At 71.7% G+C, this 25,565-nt stretch carries 19 protein-coding genes and 4 pseudogenes; 11 read left to right on the top strand and 12 right to left on the bottom strand.

Translation table 11 applies throughout. The annotated features are described in order from the left end of the window. The 4 genes and pseudogenes from JNW87_RS13775 to JNW87_RS13760 all read left to right on the top strand — a co-directional run. A pseudogene (locus JNW87_RS13775) lies at positions 1-543 on the top strand (hypothetical protein); the annotation flags it as partial. 193 nt (positions 544-736) lie between these two features. Then, positions 737-1,690, top strand: a complete 954-nt coding sequence (trxB, locus tag JNW87_RS13770) for a thioredoxin-disulfide reductase (RefSeq protein ID WP_238453806.1) — start codon at positions 737-739, stop codon at positions 1,688-1,690. Positions 1,691-1,727: 37 nt separating this feature from the next. After that, positions 1,728-2,051, top strand: coding sequence for a thioredoxin (gene trxA / locus JNW87_RS13765; protein ID WP_091199733.1), 324 nt, complete (start codon positions 1,728-1,730; stop codon positions 2,049-2,051). A gap of 207 nt (positions 2,052-2,258) precedes the next feature. Next, a complete protein-coding gene (locus JNW87_RS13760) occupies positions 2,259-3,419 on the top strand; it encodes an N-acetylmuramoyl-L-alanine amidase (protein WP_109803719.1) in 1,161 nt (386 codons plus the stop codon). 7 nt (positions 3,420-3,426) lie between these two features. Here the strand turns inward: JNW87_RS13760 and JNW87_RS13755 are convergent, their stop codons facing one another. Further along, positions 3,427-4,092, bottom strand: a complete 666-nt coding sequence (locus JNW87_RS13755; protein WP_109803720.1) for a GNAT family N-acetyltransferase — start codon at positions 4,090-4,092, stop codon at positions 3,427-3,429. Positions 4,093-4,381: 289 nt separating this feature from the next. Between JNW87_RS13755 and JNW87_RS13750 the strand changes: the two genes are divergently transcribed. Both JNW87_RS13750 and JNW87_RS13745 read left to right on the top strand, forming a co-directional pair. Next, positions 4,382-5,695 carry a PLP-dependent aminotransferase family protein gene (locus tag JNW87_RS13750; protein WP_109803721.1) on the top strand — a complete coding sequence of 438 codons (1,314 nt, stop codon included), beginning with the start codon at positions 4,382-4,384 and terminating at the stop codon, positions 5,693-5,695. Between the two features lie 7 nt (positions 5,696-5,702). Beyond that, positions 5,703-6,700 (top strand): annotated as a pseudogene (locus tag JNW87_RS13745) (D-alanine--D-alanine ligase). A 92-nt stretch (positions 6,701-6,792) separates the two neighbouring features. On the opposite strand, the gene JNW87_RS13740 reads toward JNW87_RS13745, so the two are convergent. After that, entirely contained in the window at positions 6,793-7,632 is an 840-nt protein-coding gene (locus tag JNW87_RS13740; protein ID WP_109803723.1) for a hypothetical protein, read from the bottom strand. 1,657 nt (positions 7,633-9,289) lie between these two features. On the opposite strand from JNW87_RS13740, the gene JNW87_RS13735 reads away from it, so the two are divergent. Then, positions 9,290-9,553, top strand: a complete 264-nt coding sequence (locus tag JNW87_RS13735) for a hypothetical protein (protein ID WP_238453805.1) — start codon at positions 9,290-9,292, stop codon at positions 9,551-9,553. Between the two features lie 202 nt (positions 9,554-9,755). On the opposite strand, the gene JNW87_RS13730 is transcribed toward JNW87_RS13735, so the two are convergent. The 8 genes from JNW87_RS13730 to rpmH all read right to left on the bottom strand — a co-directional run bounded on the left by JNW87_RS13730 (position 9,756) and on the right by rpmH (position 16,380). Then, positions 9,756-10,778: a ParB/RepB/Spo0J family partition protein gene (locus tag JNW87_RS13730; RefSeq protein WP_238453804.1), complete on the bottom strand. Its 1,023-nt coding sequence runs from the start codon at positions 10,776-10,778 to the stop codon at positions 9,756-9,758. 27 nt (positions 10,779-10,805) lie between these two features. After that, positions 10,806-12,224 carry an AAA family ATPase gene (locus JNW87_RS40640; RefSeq protein WP_309233951.1) on the bottom strand — a complete coding sequence of 473 codons (1,419 nt, stop codon included), beginning with the start codon at positions 12,222-12,224 and terminating at the stop codon, positions 10,806-10,808. Between the two features lie 250 nt (positions 12,225-12,474). After that, the gene (rsmG, locus tag JNW87_RS13720) at positions 12,475-13,191 is read right to left on the bottom strand and encodes a 16S rRNA (guanine(527)-N(7))-methyltransferase RsmG (protein WP_238453807.1); all 717 of its coding nucleotides are present in this window, start codon (positions 13,189-13,191) and stop codon (positions 12,475-12,477) included. 549 nt (positions 13,192-13,740) lie between these two features. Continuing rightward, positions 13,741-14,325, bottom strand: coding sequence for a R3H domain-containing nucleic acid-binding protein (locus JNW87_RS13715; RefSeq protein WP_109799831.1), 585 nt, complete (start codon positions 14,323-14,325; stop codon positions 13,741-13,743). Between the two features lie 212 nt (positions 14,326-14,537). Continuing rightward, the gene (gene yidC, locus JNW87_RS13710) at positions 14,538-15,515 is read right to left on the bottom strand and encodes a membrane protein insertase YidC (RefSeq protein ID WP_109799832.1); all 978 of its coding nucleotides are present in this window, start codon (positions 15,513-15,515) and stop codon (positions 14,538-14,540) included. A gap of 3 nt (positions 15,516-15,518) precedes the next feature. Beyond that, positions 15,519-15,806, bottom strand: a complete 288-nt coding sequence (gene yidD / locus JNW87_RS13705; protein ID WP_109799833.1) for a membrane protein insertion efficiency factor YidD — start codon at positions 15,804-15,806, stop codon at positions 15,519-15,521. Further along, on the bottom strand, positions 15,803-16,213 hold the full coding sequence (gene rnpA / locus JNW87_RS13700) for a ribonuclease P protein component (RefSeq protein WP_238453802.1): 411 nt from the start codon (positions 16,211-16,213) through the stop codon (positions 15,803-15,805). The genes yidD and rnpA overlap by 4 nt, the downstream gene beginning before the upstream one ends. A gap of 29 nt (positions 16,214-16,242) precedes the next feature. After that, positions 16,243-16,380, bottom strand: coding sequence for a 50S ribosomal protein L34 (gene rpmH, locus JNW87_RS13695; protein WP_109799835.1), 138 nt, complete (start codon positions 16,378-16,380; stop codon positions 16,243-16,245). Positions 16,381-17,017: 637 nt separating this feature from the next. Here rpmH and dnaA point away from each other — a divergent pair. From dnaA to recF, 4 genes and pseudogenes are all read left to right on the top strand, one after another. Further along, positions 17,018-18,862 carry a chromosomal replication initiator protein DnaA gene (dnaA, locus tag JNW87_RS13690; protein WP_238453801.1) on the top strand — a complete coding sequence of 615 codons (1,845 nt, stop codon included), beginning with the start codon at positions 17,018-17,020 and terminating at the stop codon, positions 18,860-18,862. 784 nt (positions 18,863-19,646) lie between these two features. After that, positions 19,647-20,780 carry a DNA polymerase III subunit beta gene (dnaN, locus tag JNW87_RS13685; protein ID WP_109799836.1) on the top strand — a complete coding sequence of 378 codons (1,134 nt, stop codon included), beginning with the start codon at positions 19,647-19,649 and terminating at the stop codon, positions 20,778-20,780. 40 nt (positions 20,781-20,820) lie between these two features. Then, a complete protein-coding gene (gnd, locus tag JNW87_RS13680) occupies positions 20,821-21,693 on the top strand; it encodes a phosphogluconate dehydrogenase (NAD(+)-dependent, decarboxylating) (RefSeq protein WP_238453800.1) in 873 nt (290 codons plus the stop codon). Between the two features lie 16 nt (positions 21,694-21,709). After that, positions 21,710-22,842 (top strand): annotated as a pseudogene (gene recF / locus JNW87_RS13675) (DNA replication/repair protein RecF). Positions 22,843-22,852: 10 nt separating this feature from the next. Here the strand turns inward: recF and JNW87_RS13670 are convergent. Together JNW87_RS13670 and JNW87_RS13665 are read right to left on the bottom strand one after the other, a co-directional pair. Beyond that, positions 22,853-24,523 (bottom strand): annotated as a pseudogene (locus JNW87_RS13670) (pyruvate dehydrogenase (acetyl-transferring), homodimeric type); the annotation flags it as partial. 195 nt (positions 24,524-24,718) lie between these two features. Then, positions 24,719-25,342, bottom strand: a complete 624-nt coding sequence (locus JNW87_RS13665; protein ID WP_109799618.1) for a GntR family transcriptional regulator — start codon at positions 25,340-25,342, stop codon at positions 24,719-24,721. Positions 25,343-25,565: the final 223 nt, after the last annotated feature.

The raw sequence follows: 25,565 nt of genomic DNA, 5'->3' as shown, positions 1-25,565 counted from the left end.
AGCGGCACGGACTACACCCCGGAGCAGTTGTCCGGCGCCAGCTCGCTGAAGGCACCCCCGGCGGCGGCGGGCGGCGGCCGGGAGACCGGGCAGGCGGCGGTGACTGCCGACAGCGCCGGTGCCGCCGGCCCGCTGGCGGCCGAGCCGTTCCGGACGACCGGCCCGCCGCGCCGCAGCGGCACGGACTACACCCCGGAGCAGTTGTCCGGCGCCAGCTCGCTGAAGGCACCCCCGGCGGCGGCGGGCGGCGGCCGGGAGACCGGGCAGGCGGCGCCGGAGAACGAGCGGTTCTCCGCCGCCGGCGGGCTCGACCGGCTCACCGGCCGGGACGCGCTGGACGCCTGCCTGAGGGAGATCACCGCGGAGCACGGGAGCGGGGCGGTGGCCGTGGACCTGATCGACTACGCGTCGTTCCAGGGGCGGCCGGCGCTGGTCGTCACCTTCGTCGACACGGCCGGCGCCCGGTGGGCGTGGGTGAGCGGACCGGAGTGCGGCGTCCCCGGGTCCGGCGCGGACACCCGCTTTCGGACGCGGGTAGGGTGAGATCGCGGTCATCGGCGGCTGCCGTTCCACGTGACGTGACCCACCGGATGACCGGTTCGGGAATCGCCGCTTCGTACGATGACGTTCTGCAAGTCAGGCGCCGACGCCGCTGAGCCGTCGGCACTCGGATCGACATCGTCCCGGCGGCAGAGCAGCCGGAACGGATGACGAACACACACATCGGGAGACGGCAGTGGACGAGGTCCGCAACCTGATCATCATCGGCTCCGGGCCGGCCGGTTACACGGCGGCCGTCTATGCCGCGCGCGCCAACCTCAAGCCGCTCGTCATCGAGGGCGTGCAGTCCGGTGGCGCGCTGATGACCACCACCGAGGTGGAGAACTTCCCCGGTTTCGCGGACGGCATCCTCGGTCCCGAGCTGATGGACAACATGCGCAAGCAGGCCGAGCGGTTCGGCGCCGAGTTCCTGACCGACGACGTCACCCGGGTCGAGCTGACCGACACCGGCGACACCGGGTCCGGCGCCACCAGCACCGTGTGGGTGGGCGAGACCGCGTACCGGGCGAAGGCCGTGATCCTCTCCACCGGCTCCGCCTGGCGTCCGCTGGGCGTACCCGGCGAGCAGGAGTACCTCGGCCACGGCGTGTCGTCCTGCGCGACCTGTGACGGCTTCTTCTTCCGGAACCAGCACATCGTCGTGGTCGGCGGTGGCGACTCGGCGATGGAGGAGGCGAGCTTCCTGACCCGGTTCGCGGACTCCGTCACCATCATCCACCGCCGCGACGCGTTCCGGGCCAGCAAGATCATGGCGCAGCGGGCGCTCGGCAACGACAAGATCAAGGTCGAGTGGAACAGCACCGTCGAGGAGATCCTCGGCGCCGACGGCAAGGTCAGCGGGGTCCGGGTCCGCAACGTGCACACCGGCCAGACCAAGGTGCTGGACGTGACCGGCGTCTTCGTGGCGATCGGTCACGACCCGCGCAGCGAGCTCTTCCGCGGCCAGGTGGAACTCGACGACGAGGGGTACGTGAAGGTGCAGGCGCCGAGCACCCGGACCAGCATCCCGGGTGTCTTCGCGGCCGGCGACGTGGTCGACCACACCTACCGGCAGGCCATCACGGCGGCCGGTACGGGCTGCGCCGCCGCCCTGGACGCCGAGCGCTTCATCGCCACGCTGCAAGGCTGAAACATCTTCAGAAATAGTTCCCGGAGGAGGGTTCATAGTGGGAGCAACCAAGGCGGTCACCGACGCGAGCTTCGCGAGCGACGTGCTGAAGTCCGACAAGCCGGTTCTGGTGGACTTCTGGGCGGAGTGGTGCGGGCCGTGCCGCAAGGTGTCGCCGCTGCTGGAAGAGATCGCGGGCGAGATGGGTGACCAGGTCACCATCGTCAAGCTCAACATCGACGAGAACCCCGAGACCGCCCGGGCCTACCGGGTGATGTCCGTGCCGACCCTCACCGTCTTCAAGAACGGCGAGCCGGTGCAGTCCATCGCCGGCGCCAAGCCGAAGGGCGAGCTGGTCAAGCTCATCGAGTCGGCGCTCTGACCCGAATCCCGACCCCCGAACCCCCGCACCCGATCCGGGTGCGGGGGTTCGCGCTTTCCGTCGACCCCCACCCGCGGCGACGCTGACCTGCGCGAACCCCGGGTCGGCCGGTGACCGGTCACGGTACGCTCCGTAGGCATCCGCAGAGTCTCACCTCGTGCGACCGCGGGGCCCGGCCAGCCAGCATCCGCGCAGAGGGGGTCGTGCGTGCGTCCGATCCGACCCGGTGACCGGGGACCCGCGGTGACGGAGATCCGTACCGTCCTCACCGGCCTGGAGCTGCTCCCCTCCGGCGGTCACGGCGACGAGTTCGACGTGGCGACCGAACGCGCCGTCCGGGCGTTCCAGCAGTCCCGCGGCCTGAGCGTGGACGGCCGGGTGGGCACCGAGACCTGGCAGGCGCTGGACGCGGCCCGCTGGCGGCTCGGCGCCCGCACGCTCTACCACGCCGTACCGAAGCCGCTGATCGGCGAGGACGTCCGCTCGCTCCAGGAACGCCTGCTGGAGATGGGGTACGACGTGGGCCGCGCCGACGCCATCTACGGCATCCGTACCTCCCGCGCGGTCGCCCAGTTCCAGCGCGAGATGGGGCTCAAGCCGGACGGCGCCTGCGGCCCGCACACCATGAGCGCGCTGCGCCGCCTCGGCCGGAAGGTGGTCGGCGGGCGCCCGCAGTGGCTGCGCGAGTCGGACGCGATCCGGCAGGCCGGACCGACGCTGGTCGGCCGGACCGTGGTGATCGACCCCGGGCACGGCGGCACCGACCCGGGCGAGGTGGTCCCGGACGGCCCGCTGCGCTGGACCGAGGCGGACCTCGTCCACGACCTGGCCAGCCGGCTGGAGGGGCGGCTCGCCGCGGCCGGGGTACGGGTGCAGCTCACCCGCGGCCCGGCCCCGCTCACCTGCCTGCCCGACTCCGACCGGGCGCAGCTGGCCAACTCGCTTGGCGCCGACGTCTTCATCTCGCTGCACACCGACGGCCACGCGAACCCGGCGGCGAACGGGGTGGCGACGTACCACTACGGCACCGACAACGGCGTCACCTCGGCCACCGGGGAACGCCTCGCCGGCCTGGTGCAGCGGGAGATCGTGGCCCGGACCGGGCTGCGGGACTGCCGTACCCACGCCAAGACGTGGGACCTGCTTCGGCTGACCAGGATGCCGGCGGTACGGGTCGAGGTCGGCTACCTGACCTCCCCGGAGGACCGCGCCCTGCTGGTCGACCCGCGGTTCCGGGACCGGGTGGTCGAGGCGATCGTCGCCGCGGTGCAGCGGATGTACTTCCCGATCGAGCGGGACGTGCCGACCGGCTCGATCGACGTGAGCGAGCTGCGGGCGGTGGTGGCCGCCGGCACGGTCGTCGACTGAGGCGACCTCAGAGCCCGCTGGACCGGGTGGCCGGGGCCGGGCGCACCGGGCGCAGCAGGGTCTCCGGGCTCATCGAGCCGAGCAGCTTCTCCAGCGCGTACTCGACGTCGGACTTCCAGCTCAGCGCGGTGCGCAGCTCGAGCCGCAGGCGGGGGTAGCGCGGGTGCGGGCGGACCGTCTTGAAGCCCACCGACAGGAAGAAGTCGGCCGGCGCGACGCAGGCCCGGGTCGGGTCGTCACCGTCGCCGAACTTGGCGTCCCCGAACGCCTCGATCGCCTTGATGCCGCGCTTGGTGAGGTCCCGGGCGACGCCCTGGACGAGCATCCGGCCCAGCCCGCCGCCGGCGAAGGCGGAGACCACGTTCGCGGTCATCAGCAGCGCGGCGTCCGCGGAGACCGGCGAGGTGGGGAAGGCCATCGAGCGCGGGACGTACGCCGGCGGGGCGTACATGACGAAGCCGGCGGGCATCCCGTCGACGTACGCGAGCTTGCCGCAGGAACCCCACTCCAACAGCGTCTGGGAGACCCAGGCCTCCTTCTCCAGGCCCGGGTCACCGGCGGCGCACGCCCGGTCGGCGGAGACCGGGTCCAGCTCCCAGTAGACGCACTGCCGGCACGGGCGGGGCAGGTCTTCCAGGGTGTCGAGGGTCAGACTGACCAGACGTCGCGACATCAGCGCACCCCACAACTAGGCTCGGGGGTGAAACAGCGCGGTCCGGCACCGCTTCCTGCCCCCGACGAGCGATCGTACGCCGCTACCCGACCGTACGGGAGAGGACGCGCGAACGCCCCACCCGGGCCGGTGCGGGCGGGTCCGGGATGTGGACGCACCCTCATGTCCCGCGCCGGTACCGGCCGGTGGGGACTACCATCGACCAACCGGCCCCGTGCCGCCATGGTCGCCGACATCGCGGGTACCACACCGCGCGGCAGCCCCGCCGACACCCGATCGAGGTGATGTCATGACCGGCACGACGCTCGACGACTACACCGACCGGTACGCCCGCCGGGTCCGGGGGATGACGGCCTCCGAGATCCGGGCGCTCTTCGCGGTGGCCAGCCGGCCGGAGGTCGTGTCGCTCGCCGGTGGGGCACCGTACATCGCGGCGCTGCCGCTGGACGCGGTCGGTGAGATGCTCGGGCGGCTCGGCTCGGAGCACGGCGCCACCACGCTGCAGTACGGGATCGGCCAGGGCACGCTGGAGCTGCGCGAGCGGATCTGCGAGGTGATGACCCTCTCGGGCATCGACGCGGGCTGCGGCGCCTCACCGGAGGACGTGGTGGTGACCGTCGGCGGCCAGCAGGCGCTGGACCTGGTGGCCCGGCTCTTCCTCGACCCGGGTGACGTGGTGCTCGCCGAGGGCCCGACCTACGTCGGCGCACTCGGGGTGTTCCAGGCCGCCCAGGCCCAGGTCGTGCACGTGCCGATGGATGACGAGGGGCTGATCCCGGAGGCGCTGGAGACCGCCATCGCCGACCTGGCCCGGGCCGGGCGGCGGGTGAAGTTCCTCTACACCATCCCGACGTACCAGAACCCGACGGGCGTGACCCTGAGCGAGGAACGCCGCGAACGGGTGCTCGACATCTGCGAGCGCGCCGGCCTGCTGGTGGTGGAGGACGACCCGTACGGCCAGCTCGGTTTCGAGGGTGAGGCCCCCGCGCCGCTGCGGGCCCGGCGCCGTGACGGGGTCTTCTACCTGAGCACCTTCTCCAAGACCTTCGCCCCCGGCCTTCGGGTGGGGTGGATCCTGGCCCCGCACGCCGTCCGCGACAAGCTGGTCATCGCCAGCGAGGCGCAGATCCTCTGCCCCAGCGGGTACGCCCAGGCGGCCGTCTCGACGTACCTCGGCACCATGCCCTGGCGGGAGCAGCTGAAGGTGTACCGGGAGGTCTACCGGGAGCGCCGCGACGCGATGCTCGCCGCGCTGGCGGACCTGATGCCGGCGGACACCACCTGGACCACTCCCGGGGGTGGCCTGTTCGTCTGGGCGACCCTGCCCGACGGCCTCGACTCGAAGGCGATGATGCCGCGGGCCATCGCCGCCCGGGTGGCGTACGTGCCCGGCACCGGCTTCTACGCCGACGGCGCGGGCGGCGGCAACATGCGGCTCAACTTCTCCTTCCCGCCGCCGGAGCGGATCCGGGAGGGCGTGCGCCGGCTGGCGGGCGTGATGGAGCAGGATATCGCGATGCGCCGGGTCTTCGGCACCGTCGGTGGGTCCGGGACGCGTCGCCGCCAGGGCGGCGCGGACGCGCCGGGTCCCGACTTGGCATGATTCCCGCATGGCTGTCACCTCCACTGCCCGGAATCCCGTGACCGATCCCGCCGTCACCGCAGAGCTGCACGTCCTGGTGCTCGCCGGCGGGCTCTCCTACGAGCGGGACGTCTCGCTCCGGTCCGGCCGGCGGGTGCTCGACGCGCTGCGGGCCGTCGGCGTGGAGGCCGAGCTGCGGGACGCCGACGTGGCCCTGCTGCCGGCCCTGGCGGCGACCCGCCGGACGCTGTGGTGATCGCCCTGCACGGCGCCACCGGCGAGGACGGCTCGCTGCGGGGCGTGCTCGACCTCTGCGACGTCCCGTACGTGGGCTGCGACGCCCGTGCCTCGCGGCTCGCCTGGGACAAGCCGTCGGCGAAGGCGGTGCTCCGCGAGGCGGGTATCCCCACTCCGGACTGGGTCGCCCTGCCGCACGACCGCTTCTCCGAGCTGGGCGCGGTCGCGGTGCTGGACCGGATCGTCGACCGGCTCGGCCTGCCGCTGATGGTCAAGCCCGCGCAGGGCGGCTCCGGACTGGGCGCCGCCGTGGTCCGGGACGCCGCGTCGCTCCCGGCCGCGATGGTGGGCTGCTTCGCGTACGACCAGACGGCGCTGGTGGAACGCTACGTACCCGGCATGGACGTGGCGGTGTCGGTGCTCGACCTCGGCGAGGGCCCGCAGGCACTCCCCCCGGTGGAGATCGTTCCCCGCAACGGCGTCTACGACTACGCCGCCCGCTACACCGCCGGCCGGACCACCTGGCACGCCCCGGCCCGGCTCGACCCCGAGGTGGCCGAGCGGGTGGCCGAGGTGGCGCTCGCCGCGCACGCCGCGCTCGGCCTGCGGGACCTCTCCCGGGTCGACCTGATCGTCGACGCCTCGGGCCAGCCGCACGTGCTGGAGGTCAACGTCTCCCCGGGCATGACGGAGACCTCGCTGCTGCCGCTGGCGATCCAGGCGGCCGGACTGGACTTCGGCCGGGTGCTCGGATCGCTGGTGACCCGGACCGCCGCCCGCCGCCGCTGACCTTCCGCCAAGGGAAGCCGGACTCCGCACGGAGACGAGGCGTCCCGGAACGCCGCCGGTGCCGCGCGCGCTGACACCGGCCCACTCCGCTCTCAGCCCGCGCGGCTCTCCGACACCTCGTTGCGCCCGCTCTCCGGCTTGTCCCCGGCTCCGCTCTCCGGCTGTCCGTCGGCTCCGCTCGCCAGCTCCTCGTCGGCTCCGCTCTCCGACTTCTCGTCGGTCCCGCCGTCGGGCTCCTCCTCCGTTCGGCCCTCCGGCTCCGGGATCTCCTCGGCCGCCTCGATCACGGAGACGGCCTCCTCCTCACCGGCGTCGGCATCCGTCGCCGTCACCGCGGAGAAACTCGACGGCGCCTGCCAGTGGATGCGCGGCGGCTCGGCCAGCGGGCGACCGCCGAACTCGGCCAGCCACGCGGCGACCATGGCGAGGTTCTCCCGCCACTGCGCCTCGGGGATCGGCGGCAGGATCGAGTCCCAGAGCGAGAGGAACGTGCCGCGCAGCTGAAGCCGCCCGTGCGGCCGGGCGAGGAACCACATGTGCAGATGCGCCGAGCCGTCGCCCCACCGGTTGACGTGGACCCGGGCGACACCGTCGAGGGATCGGATGGCGCGCTCGAGGCGCACGGTCATCACGCCCAGCTCGGCGGCGAGCAGGTTCGGCAGGTCGCCGAGGTCGAGGTGCGACCGCGACTCCAGGATCAGCACCATCGGCAGGCCGGTCGGGCGGTCCATCGCCCGCACGCGCCACCGCTCACCCACCCAGATGTAGGCCTCGTCGGGGGCGTTGCAGGCGGTGCATTCCCGGTCTTCCTCACCGCGGCGGGGAGGTTCGACCGAAACCGGGTCATCGAGCTGCTTGACGCGAAGGTCGCCCTCGAAGGGGAAGGAGGGCCACTGGGTGAAGTCCGGAACTGAGGGAGGGGTGTCCTGCACGACGCTGACCCTAACCGAGACGGGGGACCCCTGTCCCTACCCGTTTCGCCGGTCGTCGCCCGGACACGCAGCGCTCTTCGTCGATCAGGCAGGGGCGGGCCGGAAAGGCTCGCTCGGCTCCGTACGCCCTTGTCCACCACGTTGTCCACAGGCCGCTGAGATCACGACCACGCCGCGTCATCCACAGGTCAGCACACGTTTCTCAGCGCTGTTTCACGTGAAACGGGGGGTGCCTGTGGAAAACCGCTGTGGATAACCGAGGCGACGCCGACTGGGCGACGCCGTCCCTGCCGCGCCTCCCGCTGAACCCTCTCTTCCTAACGAGCCAGCCCGGGATCGGCACCGCCTCGGCGTGGCATCTTTCCGGTCCGCCGAGCGTCTGAACGGTGGGCGCCTTCGGCCCCCGACGCGGTTGCTCGTAGGGGCAACTGACCGGGTCGGCGGGGGTGCGTTGACTGACTGTCGAGCGGTGAGCCCGGGAGCGCACCGGACCGCGAACGCTGAACGAGGAGTGGGCAAGGATGGCGGTAGATCAAGGCGCCGCCGTACCGCCGCCGGCCTGACGGCCGCGCCGGAGCCTGAGCATCGGAGGTACGCCGGGAGGTGAGCGGCGAACGAACCCCGGTCGGGCCGGGGCGGGAGAAAGGCCGTGCCGGACCCGGGCGGGCGCGGGGACGGCATCTTCGGGCGGGCCGGATCGAGCCCGGCCGGCAGGACAGCCGCAGGTGCGCGGAGTCGGCGCCGCCTGGCTGCGCGCGATGGACGTGGTGGGCGGGAGCCGGCCCACCGGCCGCCGGGATGTCCGGGGCCAGGGCGACATCGACCTCGCCGGGGGCACTGGGGAACGTGGACGCGCCGGGGCGCAAGCCGACTTCGGGACGCCGAGCCGGAGGGGCATGGGCGGACGTCCGTGCCGCGGGCGTAAGCGGGACTCGTGAACGCCCGGGTCTCGTGCGAGTAGCGAACATCCCCGTGTCCCTGGCCCACAACGGCACGTCGTCCGGAAGCTGGGGGGGCGCGGACACGTGGGTCCGCCAGGGCGCGGACCATCGCCGCCAACTGAGGACGCCAGCCGGGGACCGAGCGGATGCAGTGGCACGCCGCAAGCTGAGGTGGCAGCGCGTTTCACGTGAAACCGCGAGCGGGCTCCCGGGCGATTCCGCTTCGGTCGGTCCTCGCGAACGACGCGCCGGCGGCCCGGCTCGACCTCGATCTGTTGGTGGAACGTGCCGGCGGGTGGCGACCTTGGCGGCACGGACGCCGTGGACTCTGGCCCAGTCGGATCGGCGGCCCCGAGAGTTCAATGTCGGGGGCACACGGGCACGAACGGACGTCGCGGCCCCGTTGAGGAACGGCCGGCTTGCGTTCGGGAGCACGCCTTGAGCGCCTCGCGGCCAGTCAGCAAACCGACCGGAGAGTCGACGGCACTGCTGATCAATCGCACTGGACTAGACCCGCACCCCGCACCCGCAGCCGCCACGACTAGCTGGCACCCGGCGAGAGGCGTTCCCGGAGCCCGGCAGGCCTACAAACCTGAAGCCAACGACTAGCAACTAGCGACCAGGCCGTTTCACGTGAAACGCGCCGGGGGCGACGGCTCTACCTCCAATCGGCGGTGGTGGCGGTGATGGCGACGGCGACGGCTGCGGCTGCGGCTGTGGCTGTGGTCGTGGTCGTGGTGGTGCGGCTGGCGGTGGCGGTGCCCGGTGCCGGTGGCGCCCGGTGGCGGTGGCGGTGCCCGGTGCCGGTGCCCGTGGCCGCGGCGGTGGCGGTGCCGGTGGCCTTGGCGGTGCCGGTGGCGACTGTTTCACGTGAAACGGCGATCAGCGCTGGTCGACTCGCGGGCGGGCGGACGTGGGTCAGGGCTCGAACTCAGTCCCGGCTTAGCCTGGACGCCAGCATCATCGGCGCGGAGATCTAGGAGAGCCGCGCCAGCCTCAACAAAAGGGCCCTGAGTGGCCCGCTACGGCCACGAGGAGTGGATTCAGGGCCCCGGTCAGCAGACCGGCGAGTCGGACCGCTGGGGAGCCCTGTAGCGGTCGGAAGCGCCCGGGGACTGCCCTGTCGAACAGATCGGCCGCACGGTCCGGTGTCAGGACAATGCGGCGAGGCCGGGGCGAGGCTCACTCCTCCGGCTGCTCCTCCTGCCCGACACCGATGATGCCCACGATCCGCTCCAGGTCGTCGACCGTGGCGAACTCGATGGTGATCTTCCCCTTGCTGCGGCCGATGTCGACCTTCACCCGGGTGTCGAAACGGTCGGACAGCCGGTCGGCGAGGTCGGTCAGCGCCGGAGCGTGCGGCTTGGGTCGGCGCTTCGCGGCCGGGGTCTTCGCCGGCCCGTCGGCCAGCGCCAGGGCCACCAGCTCCTCGGTCGCCCGTACCGAGATCCCCTCGGCGACGATCCGCAGCGCGAGCTGTTCCTGGGCCTCGGCGTCGTCGAGGCTGAGCAGCGCCCGGGCGTGGCCGGCGGAGAGCACGCCGGCGGCGACCCGCCGCTGCACCTGAGCCGGGAGGTTCATCAGGCGGATGGTGTTGGAGATCTGCGGCCGGCTACGGCCGATGCGCCGGGCCAACTCCTCGTGGGTGGCGCCGAACTCCTCCAGCAACTGCTGGTACGCGGCCGCCTCTTCCAGCGGGTTGAGGTTGGCGCGGTGGATGTTCTCCAGCAGCGCGTCCCGGAGCATCGCGTCGTCCTTGGTGTCCCGGACGATGGCCGGAATGCTCTCCCGGCCGACCGCCTGGGCCGCCCGCCACCGCCGCTCACCCATGACGAGCTCGTACTTCTCGCCGTCGAGCTGGCGTACGACGATCGGCTGAAGGAACCCGACCTCCTGGATCGAGGTCTTAAGCTCCTCCAGCGCCTCCTCGTCGAAGACCTGCCGGGGCTGCTTCGGGTTCGGCACGATCGCGTCGACCGGGATCTCGGCGAACCGGGCGCCCGGCACCGGGCTCAACTGCGGCCCGGACTCCGCCGCGGGGGCGATGGGCCCCCCGGCCACCGAGGGCGTCGGCGCGACAGTTTCGGCCGTGGCCGGGGCGGCTGCCTCCGCCTCACCGGCCGCCGGGACGGCCGGCTCCACCGGTGCGGTCGGGATCAGCGCCCCGAGTCCTCGGCCCAGACCGCCACGAGGACGGTTCTTCATGCGACGCCTCCCAGCGACTTCAACGCACTACGCATTCCGCACCGGCTCCTTGACCCCACGTTCGGCAATCTCCTGGGCGGCTTCGAAGTAGCTCGTCGCGCCCCGCGAACCGGGATCGTAGGTCATCACGGACTGCCCGTAGCTCGGCGCCTCGGAGACCCGCACGTTCCGGGGGATCACGGCCTGGAGCACCTTGTCGCCGAAGTGGTTCCGGACGTCCTGCTCCACGGCGTCGGCCAGCCGGGTACGGCGGTCGTACATGGTGAGCAGGATGGTGGAGACCTCGAGCTTCGGGTTGAGGTGCTGGCGGACTAGGTTGATGTTGTTGATCAGCTGGTTGAGGCCTTCCAACGCGTAGTACTCGCACTGGATCGGGATCAGCACCTCCTGCGCAGCCACCAGCGCGTTGACGGTCAGCAGACCGAGCGAGGGCGGGCAGTCGATGAACACGTAGTCGAAGTGGCCGGGGTAAGCGGCGATGGCCCGGGCCAGTCGGGACTCCCGGGCGACCACCGACACCAGCTCGATCTCGGCACCCGCCAGGTCGATGGTGGCCGGCACGCACCACAGGTTCGGGATGCCCTCGACGGCCTGGGCCACCTCCTCCAGCGGCACGCTGTCGATGAGGCAGTCGTAGACGTCGGGGATGCCGGTGTGGTGCGGGACGTTGAGCCCGGTGGAGGCATTGCCCTGCGGGTCCAGGTCGACCACGAGCACCCGGTTGCCGTGCAGGGCCAGAGCCACCGCCAGGTTCACCGTGGTCGTGGTCTTACCCACGCCGCCCTTCTGGTTCGCGACGCACATGACCCGCGTCCGTTCCGGCCGAGGCATGGTCACCTCGCCACTGGGATTCAGGATCTGCACGGCGCGCATAGCCTCCATAGCCAACGGTGGGTCATCCTCTTCGCGCGTCGGGGTTTCACGTGAAACGTACGTGCTGTGGGCGGCTTCGGCTTCGTAGTCGGCGACCGGTGGCGTGTCGGCCGAGACCGCCGCCGGACCGGCGTCCGGAACCGCGTTCGGCGCCGGCTGCTGGGGCACCGACGGCCCGGATACGGCGGCCGACGGCTCGAACCGCGCGGAGGCGGCGGGGTTCCCTCGCGCCGGGATCGACCGCGAGCCCGGCGCGTTCGTCGGACCGTCCGTCGGCTCCGGCACTTTCCGCATCGGCGGCAGGTTCGCCGGTACGCCCGACGTCGGCTGCGGCCCACCCGCCACCGGCGGAAGGTTGGCCGGGACCCCGGAGATCGGGTGGGGCCCGCCGGGCGGCGGAGCGTCCCGGCCGACCACCGGTTCGCGCCCCGGCGGACGAGGCGACGGGTCGCGGAACTCCGCGCCCACGGGCCAGCCCTGCTTGTCGGTTTCACGTGAAACGGGGTCGGCAGCAGAGGATCGCCCTCCTGGCCCGGTCACCCGTCGGTCGTCGTACCTGCCGTCGTCATGCACCTGTCATCCCTGCCCGCTCCGGATGGTCGGTCCGCACCCCGTCAATCGGCCGTCCCGCGCTCACCTCGCGCGGCGTACGGCCCGGCGGGAACGGTCGGGGTCCGGTGCCATCCGGCACCGCCGTTCCACACTATCGACGCGCGGCCAGCCTACGGCGCACGGGCGCAGCGGGTCCACGTCGGGTTCTGATCGGTCAGCTACCTCGCACCGTCTCCAACGACCGAACGGTCACCCGGAAGCCGTTGTGAAATCAGCGATCCCGACCGCCGCGGCCACCCCGACGGCCGCCCTGGGACCGCTTCGCCGCGGCCTTCTTGCGAACCGGACCGACGACCCGCTCGCGGACCACCTCGATCACCGTCGCGGGCGGCTCGATCACACCCACGCCGCAGCGGTGCACCTCCGGCTGCCCGCCACCGAGCCGGGCCACCGTCTCGGCGTGCTCGGCGACCTCCTCGGCGGCGGAGGCGCCCTTCAGGGCGACCAGCCGGCCGCCGGGCACGACAATCGGCAGACACCAGGCGGCAAGCCGGTCCAGCGGGGCCACCGCGCGGGCGGTGACGATGTCGCCGCTGAGCGGCGCGACGTCGCGCGAGCCGGTGGCCGCCTCGTCCGCCCGTCCCCGGAAGACCCGCACCATCCGGGTCAGGCCCAGGTGCTGCACCGTCTCGATGAGGAAGGAGGTGCGCCGGGCGAGCGGCTCGATCAGCGTGACGGTCAGGTCGGGCCGGGCGATCGCCAGCACCAGGCCGGGCAGCCCGGCACCGGAGCCCACGTCGAGCACGGTCGCGCCCTCGGGGATCCGTTCGGCCATGGCGGCGCAGTTGAGCAGGTGCCGCTCCCAGATCCGGGGTGCCTCCCGGGGGCCGATCAGGCCGCGGACCACGCCGTCCGTCGCCAGCAACTCGGCGTACGCGGCGGCGAGGTCGAGCCGGTCACCGAAGAGGGTGCGGGCCGCCTCCGCCAGCTCGGGCGGAAGCGTGACCTCGGCGGGGGACGGACGGTCGTCGGGACCGGCAGGACCCTCCGCCTCAGTCGCGACGCCGGTTGCCGGCTCCTCGGCCGGGTGGTCCGGATCGATCCGGTCGGCCACCGCCGGATCGACGGCGTCGGCGGACGCGTCGGCGACGGCCGGTTCGGTCGGCTCTGTCGGAACGTCGACGGCCGTCGGCTCTGTCGGAACGCCGACGAAGGCCGGATCGACCGACCCGGTCGGCGCGTCGGCGAAAGCGGGATCGGCGGTCGGCGTACCGGAGAAGGCCGGCTCGACCGAGCCCGCCGGCGCGGCCGGGGCCGGCTCCTCCGCAGGGCCCGAGGGCGTACCCGAGAACGGCGCGTCGGCCGGCGCGGCCGGCCGGCCGGGAGTGGAGTCGCGGCGTCGGTGGTGCGGTCGGAGAAGAGCGGGGCGGGCGTGCCGGGTTCGGCGGCCGGGTCGGGCCGGACAGGCGACGGCCCGGACGGCGTACCGCCCGGGCCGGACATGGCACCCGCCGTTGTCTCGTCGTGGGTCACCCGGTCAGTCCGCCGGCCGGACGATGATGCGCCGGTTCGGCTCGACGCCCTCGGACTCGCTCTCCACGCCGCTCATCGCGTTCACCACGTCGTGCACGCACTTGCGCTCGAACGCGGACATCGGCTCGAGCCGCACCGGCTCGCCGTACTCCTTGACCTTCTCGACCGCGTTCTTGGCGACGGCGGCGAGCTCCTTGCGCCGGTTGGCCCGGTAGCCGCCGACGTCGAGCAGCAGCCGGCTCGGCGTGCCGGTCTGCCGGAACACCGCCAGCCGGGCCAGCTCCTGAAGGGCCTCCAGGGTGGCGCCGCGCTGGCCGACCAGGTTCTGCAGGCTGGCACCGACCACCTCGACGACCGGACGGCCGCCGGAGACCAGCTCATCGATGTCGCCGTCGTAGTCGAGGATGTCGAGCAGGCCCTCGACGTAGTCCGCCGCGATCTCGCTCTGCCGGAACAGGTCGCTCTCGGCCGGCGCCTTCTTCTCCCGGGCCGCCCCGGCCTCGGTCTCCTCGGACTCCTCGGCGACGGCGGCCGGCGCGGTCTCCTCGTCCAGGGACTGCTCGGCACTGGGGATGCTGGTGTCGGTCACGGTCTCATCTCCGTACTCGCTCGGCCGGACCGTCGGGTCCGCTGCTCTCCCGGGGCCGGCGGGAGGTCTCGCCGGTGCCCACGGGCACGTCTGTACGGGCAGTTTCGCCCGTGGCCGCGCTGCTCGCGGCGGTTCCGGCCCGGCGCCGACCGTACGGTGGCTGCACGGGACCGGAAGGGGCCGCCGCCGGTGTCCCGACGGCGGCCCGAGGCTCAGCCCTGCCGCTTGGCCGGGCGGGTCTTCTTCGGGTTGACTGGCTTGGCGCCGGGCTTCGGGCCGGCCACCTTGGGGGTGGTCACCTGCGGCTTCGCCGGCGCTGGGGCGACCTTGCGACCGAGCAGGCCGCCGGTCTTCGCCGGCTGGGCGCCGTTGCGGGCCGCGGTGCCGGTCTTCGGCGGAACCAGCGGCGGGAACTTGCGGAGCACCCACTGCTGCTGCCCGAGGGTGAACAGGTTGTTGGTGACCCAGTAGATGATCACACCGATCGGGAAGATCGAACCGGAGACCAGCAGCGACACCGGGATGCCGTAGAGCATCAGGCGCTGCACCATCCGCTGCTGCGGGTCCTCCGCCCAGCCGGTCTTGAGGATCATCTGCCGGCTGGTGAGGTACGTGGTGGCGATCATGATGAGCACCAGGACGCCGGCGATGACCTTCGTGGTGTTGCCGCTCGCGCCGAGCCCGGCCAGCTCGTCGGCGGTGGAGCCGAACCGACCGGAGATCGGGGCGGTGAAGAGCTTGGCGCTGGAGGCGCTGTTGAACTGGTCGACGGTCCAGCCGTAGAGGGTCTTGCCCTGGTTGGCCGGGTTCAGCCGCTTCAGCGTGTGGAACAGGCCGAGGAAGACCGGGATCTGGAGGAACATCGGAAGGCAGCCCATCAGCGGGTTGGCCTTTTCCTTCCGGTAGAGCTCCATCATCTCCTTCTGGAGCGTCTCCCGGTCACCCTTGTGCTTCTCCTGGAGCTCCTTGACCTTCGGCTGGAGCGCCTGCATCGCCCGCTGCGACTTGATCTGCTTGACGAAGACCGGGAAGAGGATCACCCGGACCGTCACCACCAGGAAGATGATGGCGAGGATCCAGGACCAGTTGGTCCCGAGCACCGCCTCGATCGATACCCCGATGGCGTCCCAGGCCGAGTGCCAGGTCAGCAGGATCCACGAGATCGCGTAGTAGATCCAGTCGAGACTCAATTCTCAGGCTCCAGTCACATCGGCACGGCGGTGACCGCCCGGCTCCGGCACCGGGTCATGGCCACCTGGGTGAAAGGGGTGGCAGCGCGACAGCCGTCGGACCGTCAGCCAGGCTCCCCGGAGCGCACCGTGCCGGGAGATCGCCTCCACGGCGTAGGCACTGCAGGACGGGTAGAACCGACAGCGGGCCGGCAGCGCCGGGCTTATCCAACGACGGTACGCGACGATGGGCACCAGCAGCACTCGGCCACCGGTTGTCACGGGCCGCGGGGCGGCGTTTCCGCCGCTCATCGGGACCGCCGACCCCGAGGGGCCCGCGCCGCGGCGATGGCGCCGTCCAGGTCGGCCCCGAGCCGGGCGTACGACGCCTCGGCGGCCGCGGGCTGGGCCCGTACCACCAGGGTGCTCCCGGTGGGGAGCTGGTCGAGCCGCTCGCGGACCAGGTGCCGGAGCCGACGGCGGACCCTGTTCCGGACCACCGCGTTGCCCACGGCCTTGGACACGACGAAGCCGGCGCGGCTCGGTGCGGAGGTCTCCGCACTGTTCCGCGCCGGCTCCGGCGAGGTTGTCGCGGTGGGTCCGATGGTCGGGGGAAGGGTCAGGTGCACCACGACAGCGCCGCGGCCGGCGCGTCGGCCACCCCGGACCGCTGCGGCGAAGTCGCTACTGCGCCGCAGTCGCCGCGCGGCGGCCAGCACGACTGCCCACGTCCCCGGACCGGTCGGCGTCAGGCCGACAGGACGGTGCGGCCCTTGGCGCGACGGGTCGAGATGATGGCGCGGCCGGCCCGGGTGCGCATGCGCAGCCGGAAGCCGTGGGTCTTCGCGCGCCGGCGGTTGTTCGGCTGGTAGGTGCGCTTGCTCACGTCAGGCTCTCCGTTTTCGTACGCCCCAGGCGGGGGATCGCCCGGGGTCGTGTGGTGGTCCAGGCCACCTCGGCGGTGGCCCCCGATCGGTGCTGCCCGGTGACGCGGGACCTCGGCGATGCGGGGAAGCGACCGCGGACAGCAAGCACCCATCACCCTAGCAGAGGGCGAGAGAGCAGCCGCTCCAGCCTACGCAGGGGGGCAATGACCGTCAAACATCACATCCGCGCCCGCCGTCGGACCGGGAGCACGACCGAAGGGGCGGTTTTCACTGATGTTGACAAGGGTGCCACCGGGTCGGCGGTTGATGACGCAGGGCCCGCGCTGTTAGCGTGCCCGATTGCGGTCAGCGTCGGGGGTCCGGGTTGTCGCTGACAGGCAAGACCGGACAAGGTAGTGAATCGTTCGGCACGGTGAACCCGCTTCAGCGCCTCCCGTGAGTCAGGGGGCAGGTCCGACCCGCGTCCGGTGGGCGGCCACAATCGGTCGACACACAGGCTGTGGATAACTTGTGGATGACGACCGGTCAGCCGTCCGGGTGGGTGTGACGCACACCCGCGCGAACGCGGTGGCGGGCCCGGAACGGTCGCTGGACAGCAGCGGCGGCCGGGAGCAGAGGCGAGGGGGTGGCACGACGGTGACCGGAGCGACCGACCTCGCCGCGGTGTGGGCGGCGGCGACCGAAGAGCTCGCCGACGAGATCATCTCCGCGCAGCAACGGGCGTACCTGCGCCTTACCCGGCTGCGGGCGATCGTCGAGGACACCGCCCTGCTCTCCGTCCCGGACGCGTTCACCCGGGACGTGATCGAGTCGCGGCTCCGCCCGGCCATCACCGAGGCACTCAGCCGCCGGCTCGGCCGGTCCATCCAGGTCGCCGTCACCGTGCGCGCCGCCGAGGACCCCGCCGGCCGGCCCGCGGGCACCGTCTACCGGAGCGGTCCCGAACAGGCCGACCTGGACGCCCCCCAGGACCTGCTCGCCGGCTTCGGCCCGACCGGCCCGGTCCCGGACGCCCCCGCCTTCCCCGGGCTCGACTACCCGTCCCGGCCCGGCTACCCGTCCCGGTCGAACGAGCCCGGCTACCCGGATGAGCGCCCCGAGCCGCCGACCGAGGAGCCGGCGCCCCGGCAGCGCACCGCCGACGGCGGCCGGCAGCAGCTCATCCCGGCCAGCCGGGACGGCCAGGACACGCTGTTCGGCACCGCCTTCGCGGAGCCGATGCGCGCCGCCGGGCCCGCCCCTGAGCGCCGGGGCTTCGACGAACGAGCCGCCCGGGTCGAGTCGCCGGCCGCCGACAGCCGTGGGTACGAGCCCCGGTACCGGGAGAACGCCGACCCGCAGCCGCTGCGCGGCCTGCCCCGGGACGGCGGTACGGACAGCGGCCCGGGTCGCGGTGGAGTCGATCGTCGACCGGGCGGCCGGGACGACCGCCGGTTGCCCGGTGCGGAGAGCGGCAACCGGCTCAACCCGAAGTACATGTTTGAGACGTTCGTCATCGGCTCGTCGAACCGGTTCGCCCACGCGGCGAGCGTCGCGGTGGCCGAGTCACCGGCGAAGGCGTACAACCCGCTCTTCATCTACGGCCACTCCGGGTTGGGCAAGACCCACCTGCTGCACGCCATCGGGCACTACGCCACCACGCTCGGCAACGCCCGCTCGGTCCGGTACGTCTCGACCGAGGAGTTCACCAACGACTTCATCAACTCGCTCCGGGACGACAAGACCAGCGCGTTCCAGCGCCGCTACCGCGACGTCGACATCCTGCTGATCGACGACATCCAGTTCCTGGAGAACCGGGAGCGGACGCAGGAGGAGTTCTTCCACACCTTCAACACCCTGCACAATGCCAACAAGCAGATCGTGATCACCTCCGACCGGTCGCCGCGCCAGCTCGCCACCCTGGAGGACCGGATGCGGACCCGGTTCGAGTGGGGGCTGTTGGCCGACATCCAGCCGCCGGACCTGGAGACCCGGATCGCGATCCTGCAGAAGAAGGCGGCGCAGGAACGGATGTACGCCCCACCGGACGTGCTGGAGTTCATCGCCTCCCGGGTGTCGAACTCGATCCGGGAACTCGAGGGCGCACTGATCCGGGTCACCGCGTTCGCCAGCCTCACCCGGTCGAACGTCGAGCTGTCGCTGGCCGAGGAGGTGCTGCGGGACTTCATGCCGGACGGTGCCGGACCGGAGATAAACGCCGACCAGATCATGGCCTCCACCGCGGACTACTTCGGGGTGAGCTTGGAGGACCTGCGCGGCCAGTCCCGCTCACGCGTGCTGGTGAACGCCCGGCAGGTGGCCATGTACCTGTGTCGGGAGTTGACCGAGCTGTCGCTGCCCCGGATCGGGCAGGCCTTCGGCGGCCGGGACCACACCACGGTGATGCACGCCGACCGGAAGATCCGCCAGCAGATGGCGGAGCGGCGGTCGCTCTACAACCAGATCGCCGAGCTGACCAACCGGATCAAGCAGAACACCTGAGTCGTACGCCACCCCGGCGCCCGCCGGAGACGGCACCAGGAACGCCCGGCCGAGCCTCGGCCGGGCGTTTTTCGCGTCCGTGGCCGTCCGGGGTTGACCCTGCACCGGCTTCAGGGCCCAGGATCGCTGTCATGTTCGTCCACAGGACCGCCCGGTTGTCCACATCCCCTGTTCCACAGACGGTGGAAAACCACACTCCGTCCGGAGCCGGTTACCCACAGACTGTGGACAACCCCTGGGGACGAGGCTGTGGACGCCTGGGGACGACGGCGGAGTTGTCCACCGACGACGGTCGACCTGTGGGCGGCCTGTTGAAGGTTCTGGGGACGACGTCGATCAACGTCGTCCGGCCCGTCCACAGCGTTGGGGAGAAACCCCGTGGATTACCGGTGGACAACCGGTGGACAACCGTGGAAAACCTGGGGGCCGACGGCGCCTGTGGACCGGAACACCGGTTGCACCCCCGGTTCTCCACAGCCAAACCACCGGTGGATAACCTGTCTGACCTGGGCGGACGTCGGTTCTCCACAGTTTGCACAGGTGCGATGAAGACGATGAGTTATCTCTTCTAAAACAACAAAAACCAATCATCACCGTTGGACTTCCTGTGGATCGGGCCGGAGCACTGCCGCCGGCAGTCACCCGGGCACCTGGATCCACGGGGTCGGGCGCACAGCCGATGCCCACGCGCCCTAAGGTGCGATGGGTACCCGCACGGTCGGGCGGGACGGTGGGCAGCGGTCGGCATGAGAGAGTTGTCGCTGACGTCGACGCGGAGGCATTGATGAAGTTCCGAGTGGAGCGCGATGCGCTCGCCGAGGCGGTCGCGTGGACCGCCAAGAGCCTGCCCAACCGACCTTCCGTACCGGTGCTGGCCGGGGTGATGCTGCGGGTCACCGACGGCAACCTCCAGGTTTCCGGCTTCGACTACGAGGTCTCCAGCCAGGTCACCGTCGAGGTGCAGGGGGACGCCGACGGCGCCGCCCTCGTCTCCGGCCGCCTGCTCGCCGAGATCACCAAGGCGCTGCCCGCCAAGCCGGTGGACATCGCCGCGGTCGGCGCCCACCTGGAGCTGGTCTGCGGCAGTGCCCGCTTCACCCTGCCGACCATGCCGGTGGAGGACTACCCCGCGCTGCCGGAGATGCCGGAGAGCACCGGCACGGTCGACGCCGCCGCGTTCGCGGCCGCCGTCGCCCAGGTCGCCGTCGCCGCCGGCCGCGACGAGACGCTGCCGATGATGACCGGCGTACGCATCGAGCTCTCCGGCGGCACGCTCGCCATGCTCGCCACGGACCGCTACCGCCTCGCGCTGCGCGAGATGGAGTGGAACCCGGACGACCCCGAGGTGAGCATCAACGCCCTGGTGCCGGCCCGGACCCTGAACGACACCGCGAGGGCGCTCGGCCCGCTCGGCGGCCAGGTCACCATGGCGTTGTCCCAGGGCGGCGCCGGCGAGGGCATGATCGGTTTCTCCGGCGGCACCCGCCGGACCACCAGCCGGCTGCTCGACGGCGCCAACTACCCGCCGGTGCGCTCGCTCTTCCCGGCCAGCCACAACGCCGAGGCGCGGGTTCCGGTGAGCACGCTGATCGAGGTGGTCAAGCGGGTCGCCCTGGTCGCCGAGCGGACCACCCCGGTGCTGCTGAGCTTCAGCGCGGACGGGCTGGTGGTCGAGGCCGGTGGCACCGAGGAGGCGCGGGCCAGCGAGGCGATGGAGGCGACCTTCACCGGCGACGCGCTGACCATCGGCTTCAACCCGCAGTACCTGATCGACGGCCTGACCAACCTGGGTGCCCAGTACGCCCTGCTCTCGTTCGTCGACGCCTTCAAGCCCGCGGTGATTTCCCCCGCCGGCGAGGATGGCGAGGTCATCCCGGGGTACCGATACCTCATCATGCCGATCCGCGTGTCCCGCTGATCGCGCCCCAGCAGATCCAGACGCACGGAGGTAGGAGCAGATGCAGCTCGGCCTGGTAGGACTCGGCCGGATGGGCGGCAACATGCGCGAGCGGTTGCGCGCCGCCGGTCACGAGGTGGTCGGCTTCGACCGCAACGCGGAGCTGAGCGACGTCGCGAGCATGACGGAGCTGGCCGAGAAGCTGGAGTCGCCGCGGGCGGTCTGGGTGATGGTCCCGGCGGGGGTCACCGACGCCACCATCGACGAGCTGGCGGGCGTGCTCGGCGCGGGCGACATCGTCATCGACGGCGGCAACTCGCGGTTCAGCGACGACGGTCCGCGCGCCGAGCGGCTGAACGAGCGCGGCATCGGCTACCTCGACGCCGGGGTCTCCGGCGGCGTCTGGGGCCGGCAGAACGGGTACGCCCTGATGGTTGGCGGCGCCCAGGAGCACGTCGAGCGGCTGATGCCGATCTTCGAGGCGCTCAAGCCCGCGGGCGAGTTCGGGTTCGTGCACGCTGGGCCGGTGGGCGCCGGGCACTACGCCAAGATGGTGCACAACGGCATCGAGTACGGCCTGATGCACGCCTACGCCGAGGGCTACGAGCTGCTCGCCGCCTCCGAGCTGGTGACCAACGTGCCGGGCGTCTTCAAGTCCTGGCGTGAGGGCACGGTGGTCCGGTCCTGGCTGCTCGACCTGCTCGACCGCGCGCTGGACGAGGACCCGGAGCTGGCCGAGCTGAGCGGCTACACCGAGGACACCGGCGAGGGCCGGTGGACGGTCGACGAGGCGGTCCGGCTCGCCGTGCCGCTGAACGTCATCACCGCCTCGCTCTTCGCCCGGTTCGCCTCCCGTCAGGAGGACTCGCCCGCGATGAAGGCGGTCGCCGCGCTGCGCCAGCAGTTCGGCGGCCACGCCGTCCGCAAGCGCTGACCGGTATCCACAGCCTGTGTACGTCCGCCGGCTCGAACTGGTCGACTTCCGCTCGTACGAGCGGGTCGGCGTCGATTTGGAGCCGGGCCCGAACGTGCTGATCGGCGCCAACGGCGTCGGCAAGACCAACCTGGTCGAGGCGTTGGGCTACGTGGCGACCCTGGACTCGCACCGGGTCGCCACGGACGCTCCGCTGGTCCGGATGGGCGCCTCCTCGGCGGTGATCCGCTGCGCGGTGGTGCACGACGGGCGGGAGCTCCTGGTCGAGCTGGAGATCGTCCCCGGCAAGGCCAACCGGGCCCGGCTCGGCCGGTCCCCCGCCCGCCGCGCCCGGGACGTGCTCGGCGCGCTGCGGCTGGTGCTCTTCGCCCCGGAGGACCTGGAACTCGTCCGGGGCGACCCGGCCGAGCGCCGCCGCTATCTCGACGACCTGCTGGTCACCCGGCAGCCCGGTACGCCGGGGTGCGCGCCGACTACGAGCGGGTGGTCAAGCAGCGCAACGCCCTACTCCGGACGGCGTACCTGGCCCGCAAGACGGGCGGGTCGCGGGGCGGGGACCTGTCCACCCTCGCGGTGTGGGACACCCACCTGGCGCAGCACGGCGCGGAGCTGCTCGCCGGCCGGCTGGAGCTGGTCGCCGCGCTCGCCCCGCACGTGACCAAGGCGTACGACGCGGTGGCGGCGGGCAGGGGGGCGGCCGGGATCGCGTACCGGCCGTCGTTGGAGCTGCCCGACCCGACCGTGGACCGGGCCGCGCTGGCCGCGGCGCTGACCGCCGCGCTGGCCGAGTCGCGGTCGGCGGAGATCGAACGCGGCACCACGCTGGTCGGGCCGCACCGGGACGATCTGGTGCTCACCCTGGGCCCGCTGCCCGCCAAGGGGTACGCCAGCCACGGCGAGTCGTGGTCGTACGCCTTGGCCCTGCGGCTGGCCGGGTACGACCTGCTGCGCGCGGACGGCATCGAGCCGGTGCTGGTCCTCGACGACGTCTTCGCCGAGCTGGACGCTGGCCGCCGGGAGCGGCTGGCCGAGCTGGTGGGCGGGGCGAGTCAGCTCCTGGTGACCTGTGCGGTGGACGACGACGTGCCGGCGGCCCTGCGCGGCACCCGCTACGAGGTGGGCGAAGGGACGGTACGCCGTGTCGGATGAGCCGCAGCTTCCACCGGCCCGGCTCGGGCCGGCGCGCGGAGGCCGTACGCCCGAGCGACTCCATGCCGAAGGTACGCGCCTCATCTGGAACGATCGGCACCCAACGCTTGCCCGTCTCCTGATCCCGCATCAGATCCTTGACCAGGCGGACAAAGGCCATGGTTGTTGCGATCTCCTGACTACCGGACCCCTTGGCCAAGGTTTCGAAGGGCTTGGCGGGCGGTTCGGGCAGCACCACCGGGTGGACCCGGCGAGCCGGGGCGGGCCCGCCCAGCGCGGCCCTGCGCTCGTGGAGGTAACGGACCTCCGGCGAGTCGGCGCCGGGGTGGGCGTACGGCACCAACTCATCGTTGAGCTTGCTGTCGGGGATGGGGAGTTCGAGGAGGTCGCGCAGCGCGCGGAACTCGCTGCCCGTCAGCTTCTTCATCTGGTGGTTGGCGTTGCGCGACTCGAATCCGGGGCCGAGCGTGTAACCCTTGATCGTCTGGGCGAGGATCACGGTTGGCGCGCCCCGGTGCTCGACCGCGGCCCGGTAGGCGGCGTACACCTTGCGTGGTTCATGGCCGGCCCGCGAGGCGTGGAAGCACTCGGCGATCTTCGCGTCGGTCAGCACCTTCGCCATCTCGACGAGCGCCGGGTCGGCGCCGAAGAAGTGGTCGCGGATGTAGCCGACATCCCGGGCCACGTACGTCTGGAACTGCCCGTCGGGGATTTCGCGCAGCCGGCGTACGAGCGCGCCCGTGGTGTCGAGCGCGAACAGGTCGTCCCAGGCCGAGCCCCAGAGCGACTTGACGACGTTCCAGCCCGCCGCGCGGAACTGGGCCTCCAGCTCCTGGACGATCTTGAAGTTGGAGCGCACCGGTCCATCGAGCCGCTGCAGGTTGCAGTTGATCACGAAGGTGAGATTGTCCAGGCCTTCGCGACCAGCGAGGGCGAGTGCGGCGGTCGACTCGGGCTCGTCCATCTCGCCGTCGCCGAGAAACGCCCACACCCGCGAGGCGGAGGTGTCCTTGATGCCACGGTGCTGCAGATAGCGGTTGAACCGCGCCTGGTGGATCGCCGACAGCGGTCCCAGGCCCATCGACACGGTTGCGAACTCCCAGAGCCATGGCAGCCGGCGCGGGTGCGGGTAGGAGGGGAGGCCATCGCCGCCAGCCTCCTGCCGGAACCGATCGAGGTGGCCCTCGGTGAGCCGACCGTCCAGGAAGGCGCGGGCGTAGATGCCGGGGGAGGCATGGCCCTGGAGGTAGAGCTGGTCGCCGGAGCCGTCGGCCTCCTTACCGCGGAAGAAGTGCTGGAAGCCGGTCTCGTAGAGCCAGGCGGCGGAGGCGAAGGTGGCGATGTGGCCGCCCAGGCCGTAGCGGCTGCCCCGGGTCACCATCGCGGCGGCGTTCCACCGGTTGTAGGCGGTGATGCGCCGTTCCATCTCCTCGTCGCCGGGGAATTCTGGCTCGGCGGCGGTCGGGATGGTGTTGATGTATTCGGTCTCCAGCAACTTCGGCAGCGCGAGCCCGGAGCCCTCGGCGTGTTCAAGAGTGCGGCGCAGGAGGTACGAGGCGCGGTGCGGGCCGGCTGCCGCGGTGACGGCGTCGAGAGAGGCGGCCCACTCGGCGGTCTCCTCGGGGTCGCGGTCCGGGATTTGATCGAGTGCGCTTGGCTGCTTTCGCCCGATGTCGGTCATGGTCGCCGCCTTCCGACGGTTCCGGACCTCTCGTCCGCTGAGCGGGAGGTCGAGACGGTGAGACAGGGGACCTGCCGGCCGGGACAGCTCGGGCCGATGGAGGTCCGATGCCACTATAGTTCTGATCGATGATCGATCAAAGGGCCGCGAGCAAGCTTTCCAGTGGCCACGGAAGTAGTATCCCAGGCCGCGAAATCAGACTTGGGGTGCACAACCGAGCACATGCTCCTTGACCAACTCGTCGACCCGGGGATCCCGTCGCCGAAAAGCCTCGACGATGGCCTCGTGCTCCTCCGCGTACGACTGCTGGCGGGTGCCCAGCCACCGGATGGAGAGGGTCGTCCAGACCTCGATACCGAGTGACTCCCAGGTGTGCAGCAGCACGCTGTTCCCGGATGCGCGCACCAACTCCCGATGGAAGGCGACCGTATGACGTACCTGGGCCTCGGCATCACTCCTGCGATCGGCCTCGTGAAGCGCGGCGACCTCGGGCTCCAGGACGGAGACGTCCTTGCCCAGTCGTGGCGCGGCAAGCGAAGCGGCGATCTGCTCGAGGCCCGCCCGCACGGGATAGATCTCCTCGAGGTCGGCCGCGGAGAGATTGCGTACCCGTACGCCCTTGTTGGGTGCGGACTCGATCAGCCGCAGCACCTCCAACTCGCGCAGCGCCTCCCGGACGGGCGTCTGGCTGACCTCCAGCTCCACGGCGATCCGCCGTTCCACGATCCGCTCGCCCGGCTTCCAGCGCCCGCTGACGATCCCCTCGACGATGTACTCGCGGATCTGCCGAGGCAGCGAGTGGACGACGGGCAGGGCCATGGGCGCTCCTCCGGAGTTGAGTGGCTGCCTAGACAATACGGCGGCCAATCGGAGGTTCGGCCCCAATTTCTATACGGTCCAGAGCATGATTATGCCCGGCCCTGAGATCTCTCCGTCTTGATGGCCTTCTAGATCGTTAACCGGAAATTCGGTGCAGGTCAGGCCGGGGGGGTAACGGGCGACGCGCCGTGTAGATCCGTGACAGGTGGATGAAGGGTGTCCA

This window comes from Micromonospora sp. ATA51 (genome assembly GCF_016802855.1).
GTDB lineage: Bacteria > Actinomycetota > Actinomycetes > Mycobacteriales > Micromonosporaceae > Micromonospora > Micromonospora sicca.
The sequence above is the reverse complement of the archived record's forward strand: the minus strand, read 5'-3'. Positions and strand labels throughout refer to the sequence as shown.